The organism is Scytonema sp. UIC 10036 (assembly GCF_009725235.1).
The window spans coordinates 1-8,459 of the sequence record NZ_WJFC01000341.1; the positions used below are offsets into that span (position 1 = coordinate 1).

Annotated in this window: 6 protein-coding genes; all 6 read left to right on the forward strand. The window is 37.8% G+C overall.

Features of this window, described 5'->3' with window-relative positions:
- On the forward strand, positions 1 to 1,011 hold a 1,011-nt coding region (locus F7734_RS59490), incomplete at its 5' end, for a glycosyltransferase (RefSeq protein ID WP_155753552.1).
- 619 nt (positions 1,012 to 1,630) lie between these two features.
- Complete coding sequence (locus tag F7734_RS59495; protein WP_155753553.1) at positions 1,631 to 2,788, forward strand: glycosyltransferase family 4 protein; 1,158 nt, start codon at positions 1,631 to 1,633, stop codon at positions 2,786 to 2,788.
- A 35-nt stretch (positions 2,789 to 2,823) separates the two neighbouring features.
- Positions 2,824 to 5,109, forward strand: a complete 2,286-nt coding sequence (locus F7734_RS59500; protein ID WP_155753554.1) for an ABC transporter ATP-binding protein — start codon at positions 2,824 to 2,826, stop codon at positions 5,107 to 5,109.
- A 173-nt stretch (positions 5,110 to 5,282) separates the two neighbouring features.
- Positions 5,283 to 6,245, forward strand: coding sequence for a glycosyltransferase family 10 (locus F7734_RS59505; RefSeq protein ID WP_155753555.1), 963 nt, complete (start codon positions 5,283 to 5,285; stop codon positions 6,243 to 6,245).
- A 17-nt stretch (positions 6,246 to 6,262) separates the two neighbouring features.
- Positions 6,263 to 7,258, forward strand: a complete 996-nt coding sequence (locus F7734_RS59510; RefSeq protein WP_155753556.1) for an Npun_R2821/Npun_R2822 family protein — start codon at positions 6,263 to 6,265, stop codon at positions 7,256 to 7,258.
- Between the two features lie 10 nt (positions 7,259 to 7,268).
- On the forward strand, positions 7,269 to 8,201 hold the full coding sequence (locus F7734_RS59515) for an Npun_R2821/Npun_R2822 family protein (RefSeq protein ID WP_155753557.1): 933 nt from the start codon (positions 7,269 to 7,271) through the stop codon (positions 8,199 to 8,201).
- Positions 8,202 to 8,459 lie beyond the last annotated feature (258 nt).

An 8,459-nucleotide genomic window follows, 5' to 3' on the forward strand; every position in this document is an offset into this window, starting at 1 on the left:
CCATTATGGTTAACAAAAATTTGCTACTTTTTAATGGCAAATAATAATGAAATAAGAATGATATTTTTACACCTTTTGATTCGCTTTTTTAAGCAAAATTGCCAAGATTACCAACTGGTTTTATCTGCTTATAATGCAATAGATCTTGGCAAACAAGGAATTCAATATATACATTGGATTAAAGTAGTTGAAGGAACATCTTTCCATAGAAAGATATCTGATTTCTCCGACATACAATTAACAAAAAATATTTCTCTAACAAATTCTTGTTGTGTTGCAAATGCCGTTAAAGAAGTCTATGGTATTGATTCCAAAGTAGTATTTCCACCTGTTGTGATGGATACTCCAAATATACCTTGGACTGAAAAAGAAGATGCATTTATTTGTAGCGGTAGGTTAGTAAAAGCGAAAGAGCCTCACAAAGTTATTCAAATTCTTAAGTCAGTTCGCGATCGCGGATTTGATATCAAGCTACATATTACAGGTGGAGGGGGAGGTGTCTATCAATGGCAATATAATCGGTTTATTAAAAAATTGGCAGAAGAAAACTCCTCTTGGATTACTTTATATGAAAATCTTCCATATAAAGACTATATGGAGCTTTTAGCTAAATGTAAGTACGGTATTCATTTTAAGAAAGAACCATTTGGAATCTCTATTGCAGAAATGGTTAAAGCTGGTGCTATTCCCTTTGTGAGAGGTGTGGGTGGACAAGTTGAAGTTGTTGGCGATCGCAATCAAGAATTATTTTTTAATAATGAAGAGGAAGCTGTAGAGAGAATTGTTGCTGTTTTAAAGAACTCTGCTACGCAAAACAAACTACTTCAATCTTTAAAGGAGCAAAAAAAGTTGTTTTCAACCCATCGATTTATGTTAGAGATGAACGAGGTTGTCGGCTCCTATTTTGACAGCTTATCCCCTATTCCAACTTCACATCTTCTTCACAAAACTCATCTTGACTTAAACCCTGAAAGCGCCATATCTGACGCCACGCTTCATAAACCATACTAAAGTGTTACTACAAACTAGTTATAGTCAATTTTCCTGGAAAAATCGACTAGCAAAACTGATTCTTAATTATGTGAATGAATCTTTTCGCCCATCTCTACAAATAAATTGAATTATGGGCTTTGGGTTTGTCTGAAAGATGATTTATAAAGTAAACATTAAGAAGAGGGTAGTTCAATTTGAGTTTTTAGCAAAACCTACGTAGTATTGGGGCTGGCTCCCCAACCTACGTGTTTTCGCATTTTTAGGCTTAACCGACAAGTATTGGGTGAGGTTTGATTGTGGTATCTTCATACGCAGGGAGAACACTGAGAGAGTTGTTTCGTCACGACTCTTATAGAACTCTGCTTAGTACTTAAGTACTAAATCCGTGAATTGTTATCTCTTTCCTCCGTGAATTCGCTATATTATTTATGAAAACAAGGCAAAAAATTTATCAATTACTGATTACTTAATAAAAAAATGAATCAAGGAAATTAAAATGAATAGTAAATTATAGCACAAAATCTTAGAGGTTGTTTGAGTTGTCAGCCTAGAAAAGAGAACTTAATGCAGCAGATTTCAACAGCTTTCAAATTTTTATTAAGCTTTAATTTACGACTAGATAGGAGAATTATTAAAATTGAAAGTCTCACTTGTTGTCAGTGACCTCAGTAGCGGTGGTAGTGTTCGAGCTATTTTACTAGCTCAAGTTCTGAGAAAGCTAAATTATCAGGTTGAAATTGTAGGCTTTCTCTTTGGCGATGATTTTTATACTATCCCTCCTGCTGACATTCCAGTAGTTGCGATCGCGGGCAAAAACTATCCACAGTTCTTTGGTTCGGCTAGAGAACTTTTGCAAAAACTAGATGGAGATCTCCTTTACGCTGTCAAACCCAAGCCCACCAGTTTTGGCGTTGCTTTAATTAAAAAAATTAGCACTCATTGTCCTTTACTTTTAGATATGGATGACTGGGAATTAAGCTGGTACGGAGGTTTTGATTGGAAATACAATCCTAGCGTCAAGCAATTATACAGAGATATTTTTAAAAGTCATGGAGCATTAAGATTTCCGGATCATCCATTGTATATAAATTGGCTGGAAAATCTGGTAAATAAGGCAGACGCGGTCACAATAGACACTCAATTTCTTCAAGATCGCTTTGGCGGGGTTTATGTACCTAACGGTAAAGATACTGATATGTTCGATCCCAGCAAATACGATCCAGAGGAGAGTAGAAAACTTTACGGTCTTTCTAATTATCGAATTCTCATGTTTCCGGGCGCACCAAGACCTCATAAGGGCGTTGAAGATGTCTTGATGGCGTTAGATCTGTTAAATCAGCCTGACTTAAGACTTGTGATTGTTGGTGGCAGCCCTTATGATAACTATGATGAGAAACTCATTCAACAATGGGGGCGTTGGATTATTAAGTTACCCAAATACCCAGTGACAGCAATGCCCAAGGTTATAGCAGCTGCTCACATCGTAGTTGTTCCCCAACGAGACACAATAATCGCTCGCGCTCAGTTTCCCTTGAAATTAACAGACGGTATGGCAATGGCTAAACCCGTACTATCTACTAAAGTTGGTGATATTCCAGAGATTTTAGGAGATACTGGTTATCTGGTTCAACCGGGCTGCCTGGAACAAATTGCCGAACAAATACAACTCATATTTGAGGATTTGGAAGCAGCAAATGAACGGGGGCATAGGGCTAGAGAGAGATGTGTTGAGTATTATAGCGTAAATGCTATGGCGTCTACACTGTCTCGAATCATTGCTGAAATTAAGATTTAGACGTAATTATAGCTGGTGGCAATAAGTTATTGCTTATGTTACTTAATGAAAGGACTCAGTTGAAACGCTCTCTATTTACGAATTCAGTACTGCTTAAATTTACGAGACCTTATCCTCTGTTAATTTTGTCAACGATATTTCTAGGCTTTTCTGGAGCTTTATTTAATGGTATAGGTACGATATTAATTGTGCCTGTTATTCTTAAAATAGTGGGACAAACAGTTAATTTTGAGGGTTCATCTCCGATTTTAAAAGGGATTATGCAACCTTTTAATAGTGTTCCAGAAGATTACCGTTTAGGAGTCATGGCTGGAGCAATTATATTTATGATTTTTCTAAAAAATGCAGCTACTTATGCAGCTACATTGACATCAAGTTCTTTATCGCGCCTTCTCACTGCAAGTATGCGCGAAGCAGGGGTAAAAACTTTACTTGATGTGGATTTAGGATATTACGCCAAGATGAAAGTTGGCGATCTAATTAATAATTTGGGTGGCGAAGTAGCTCGTGCTGCAAGTGCTGTAGGAAATTTAACTAAAGTTATTATTTTGGCAATTACAATTTTAGTTTTTGTCGCATTGTTAATATCAATTTCTTGGCAGTTAACGCTTGCTACAACTGGTTTATTGTTTGTAGTTACATTAATCAATCAGTATGCGATTTCGAGATCTAAGATTTTTGGTAAGCTTCTATCGGAAATGTCTAAGATTTATTCTACTGAGATCTTAGAAACACTCATGGGAATTCGCTTGGTAAAAGCAACAGGGAATGAGGAAAGAGAATATCAAAAGCTAACCAAAACTATACGCGATCGCGAAAAAGCAGAATTTCAATCTCAAGTTCATTCAGAATTGATTGCTCCACTCAGTGAAATCACTGGTGTCATGGTTTTAATTTTGATAGCTTTTTTGAGTCGGCTCTTTTTTCCCAACCAAATTAACTCTCTTTCAGCTGTTCTGTTTACTTATCTGTTGCTTCTTTTACGTCTACTACCATTTATTTCCCAGTTAAATACTCTTCGCAGTAGCTTTGCCAATTCTGCTAATAGTGTTGATGTAGCAACTGAGTTTTTACGGCGAGACAATAAGCCGATCATGAATAGCGGTAAGCTTGTCTACTCGAAATTACACAGAGGGGTGCATTTTAAGTGGGTTTCTTTTACCTACCCCGGTCATGAAAAGCTAGTACTTAAAGATATTGATTTATATCTTCCATCGGGTACTACATTGGCATTGGTTGGTGGATCGGGTGCTGGTAAATCGACACTGGCTGATCTCTTACCTAGATTTTATGACCCGACTTCTGGCTGTATTACTATTGATGGTGTTGATTTACGCGATTTCGATCTCCCATCTTTAAGAAAAGCAATGGGGATTGTCAGCCAAGATACTTTTTTGTTTAATAACTCGGTGCGGTACAACGTTGCTTACGGAAAACCTGAAGCTACAGAAGAGGAAATTATTACCGCAGCGAAGCGAGCAAATGCTTATGAATTTATCAGTAAATTACCTCAAGGATTTGATACTCAAGTCGGCGATCGCGGCGTCATGTTGTCTGGCGGACAAAGACAGCGTTTGGCAATAGCGCGTGCTTTATTGCAAGATCCGGATATTCTGATTTTGGATGAAGCGACTAGTGCTTTGGATACTGTTTCCGAACGTTTAGTGCAAGCAGCAATAGACGATCTGAGCCGCGAACGCACTACTTTGGTGATTGCTCACCGTCTTTCTACAGTACAAAGGGCGCATCAAATAGCTGTGTTAGAACAAGGATATGTTGTAGAGGTGGGAACTCATGACGAACTTTTGCAAAAGAGTGGTTACTATTCTCGTTTGTACGAGATGCAATTTGCTTCCCAGGCTGAAGCAACTGGGAAGCAGCATCAAAGTTTAATTCGTCTTTCACACGAACTTCGCGATCGCCTTAATACTACAATAGGCTTGCTCCGTCTTTTGCTGGATGATATGGCTGACAACATCCAACAACATCAGGAACTAGTTGAAGAGTCTTACAAATCTACAAACAGAGTGCTCAACACTATTGACGTTTTTGATGATATTGTGAGCTTGCAAAAGAACTGGCAATCAAGCCTGTCATTGGATAAGGATCGTAGTGGCAGCATTGACAATCACGCATTGAGCCGCTTCTGTGAAGAATTTCGCAACAACCTAAAGCCTGTGCTTGCTTCTATGCGTTTTTTATCTGAAAGTATGGTAAACATACCTAAGAACGAACAAAAGGAACTCATCCAAGACGCTTACCAAGCGGTAGTGGATTTGATAGACAAACTCAAATTTTTTGAAGTTCGTAACAAAATATAATTTTTTCAATTTAAACCTATTGCTTTCAAAAGCAGGAAAAATGGCATCCTTTAATTCAACTGCGTGGATTTACCCATTTCAATCTAAATAACCCAATGTTAAGTTTGTAGAGTTCTATGAGGTCAATGGAAACCTAAATTAAGTTCAGATATTTTTTCATTCATAATTAATCTATGACAAAAAAAATAGTAGGGATGCTAACATCCTACTCTGCTATTAAAAATATTGATTGGCTGTGGCAACAAACTCCCCACTCTTTTGGGCGTTGGGGTAGTATTCAAATGCTGGCTAAAAACCCAAACCCAGATTTTATGCTGCTGTATCAGTTTGATTTTCCAGAACCTCCCCCACAGCAATCTTGGTTTCAACGTATTCACCCTCGCCGAAAGCCTGTTAAGTCGCCGATAGATATTAATTCTCTTTTGCGCGATGTTTCTAAAGAAAGAATCATTTACTTATTGCGCGAACCTCCGTTAGATGAAGTTGTGGAAAGAAATAAGAGAAACTACCAAGATGCTCAGAAGTATTGCGGTTATGTTTCGGGACCTGATGACTTTGCTCCTACACCTAACTATATGCCAGCTATTTGGTATCATGGCATTCCATTTCAAATATTAAATGAAATGCCGCCTATCCAAAAGCAGGAAACTTGCAGTTGGATTACCTCTGGAATCAATCGCACTGCTAGCCATCGTCAGCGTCTTGCATTTTTACAATCTTTACAAGAGAGCAACATTAAGTTTGATTTGTATGGGCGCAATTTACCTCCTTGGGCAAAAGCACCAGGAGAACTGGGCAGTAAATGGTATGGGATGGCACCATATTATTACAATCTTGCTATAGAGAACTATGCTGAAAACAGTTGGTATGTGAGTGAAAAACTTTGGGACGCTATACTTGCTTGGTGTTTGCCAATTTATTATGGTGGGGCAGCTGCAGATAAGTTATTGCCACCTGGTAGTTTCTTGCGGTTGCCAAGCTTAGATGAAAAAGGTATTGCTTACATTAGAGAAGTTACAGCTACCCCTGATGCTTGGTATGCAGCTAAGGATGCGATTGGAGAAGCCAGACAAATTATTCTTCACAAACTTAATTTGCTCAACTGGCTTTCAGAATATGTTTCTGAATTTTCGTAATAATTTTTTAAAATTCTATGGATGGTATTTGTGTTCTTGCTAATGACCGAGTTTACGATCAACTTGTTGCCTTGCTTAATAGCATAGAGGCAATTTACGGGGAAAATATGCCTGTTTGTATCTATCCTTATGATGATAGAACAACAAAAATTTCTGCGGAAATTGCCCGTCGTTCTTACGTAGAAATTTATAACAACCAAGAGTCAATTCGGTACTGGGATGAGTTTGTTCGTAATGTTTGGGATACTCATCCAACCGCCCAAATGAATTGGCAAAAACTTAATGGGGAGAAGTATCACCGAGTGGGTACTCATCGGCGTTATGGTGCTTTTGATGGGCCTTTTGACCGTTTTGTCTACATGGATGCTGATACTCTATTAATGAGTCCTCTAGATCGACTTTTTGCTCAACTTGAAAATCACGACTGGATTGTCTATGACTTTCAATTTAAGGATTTATATCATGTCTACAATATTTCGTCTCCTAAATTAGGTGAATTATTTACGCCAGAAAGATTGCGTTCGGGAACATTTTGTTCTGGATTTTATGCATCAAAGAAAAACATCTTTGATACGCAAAAATGTTCGTGGTTGTTGGAACAACTGCGTCAAGGAGAATCAGAAGTTCTTTATGAAATGGCTCCCGATCAAACACTTCTTAATTATATGGTTATGAAGTCAGGTATATCTACTTATAATTTTTCTTTAAATCTACCAAAAAGTGACATCACTGGCTGTTGTGTTACCTCAAATCACTTTGAAGTCAAAGATAATGTGGTTTACGATCGCGGAAAACAATTAACATATTTGCACTACATTGGATTGTCTTCTAGTTTATTTAGTCGTCTTTGTTCTGGAGAAAATATTGATTTTCCCTACAGGGATGTTTTCTTACATTACCGCTATTTACATGAGCCAGACAAAAGACCAAAATTTACAACTAAACCCAAGTCTTACAATACGCAACCAAATTTGGCAACACGAATTTTCAGAAAATTAGGAATAACAAAATGAGGGTAACTTTATGAATCGGGGAATTTATATCATCGCTAATGATAAAGTAACAGACCATGCGATCGCGCTACTTAATAGTATACGACAGCACGATTGGGAAACTCCGATTGTCATGATTCCCTATGATGATAACTATCATAATATTGCACATACTGTCAGCACATATTATGGTGTCAAAATTTACGAAGACTTAGAATTTATCGATAGGTTGTCAAGAAAATTACACGAAATTTTTGGCAGTCAATTTTTTGCTCGTCCCAATCAGTTTCGCAAGCAGGCATGCTGGTTTGGCTCTTTTGATGAGTTTTTGTATATAGATACAGATATAGTTGTTTTTGAGAAAATTATTGAGAATCTTAACTATTTAGGTGAATATGACTTTATTTGTTGTGATTATCAACACGCAGGCGGTATTAAAAATGTCTTTTCTCCTAAAGTTTTAGAAGAAAAAGTTTTTACTGAGTTTGAAGTCCAAGATATTTTCAACGGAGGTTTTTGGGGTTCAAAGAAAAACTTAGTTTCCGAACAAGATTTGTATGATATCTTCACAGAGTGTGCTGCCCATCCAGAGTATTTTGACTTTTCGGAAAAAACTTCTGACCAACCAGTAATCAATTATATGCTCCTAAAACGAATTCCTCGCCGCTTTAATATCGTTCGCAGGCAGGGGAAGGCACCGGGGAACTGGGGAGGCAGCCCCCATTTTCAAACTCAAGGACATATCTTGGTCGATCCCTCTGTTAATCAACCCTTACAATACCTTCATTGGGCAGGCATCCGCATTGAACCGGGTTGTCCGTATTGGGAAATTTGGGAACATTACCGCCATCTTAATCCAGCACTGCCAAGGGCTGTTTTTCCTTCTAAACCCAAGAAAAGTCCTTGGGAGAAAGGATTAGACAACCTCAAGAATCAACTGCGGCAGATCAAAGCTAAGCTTTGACTGCTTTACTCTCTAAGTTGATCTACACAACTTAAATTTTTTTGCTATGGTAGGCACGCTGAACCAAGACATCTATTAATAGATAAGTTTGAAAGCCAAAAAATTGTGAAAGCTTGAAAACTACTGTGGCATAAGGGTTTGAGGAATTTTTAAAAAAATCAGCAGAACCCCTTGACAAAGCCAAAACGGGTTGTTATCTTGGATAAAGTGTGAAGCGAGAGAGAAAAGCGCCCACACAACCGAACCAAGATAAAGCAA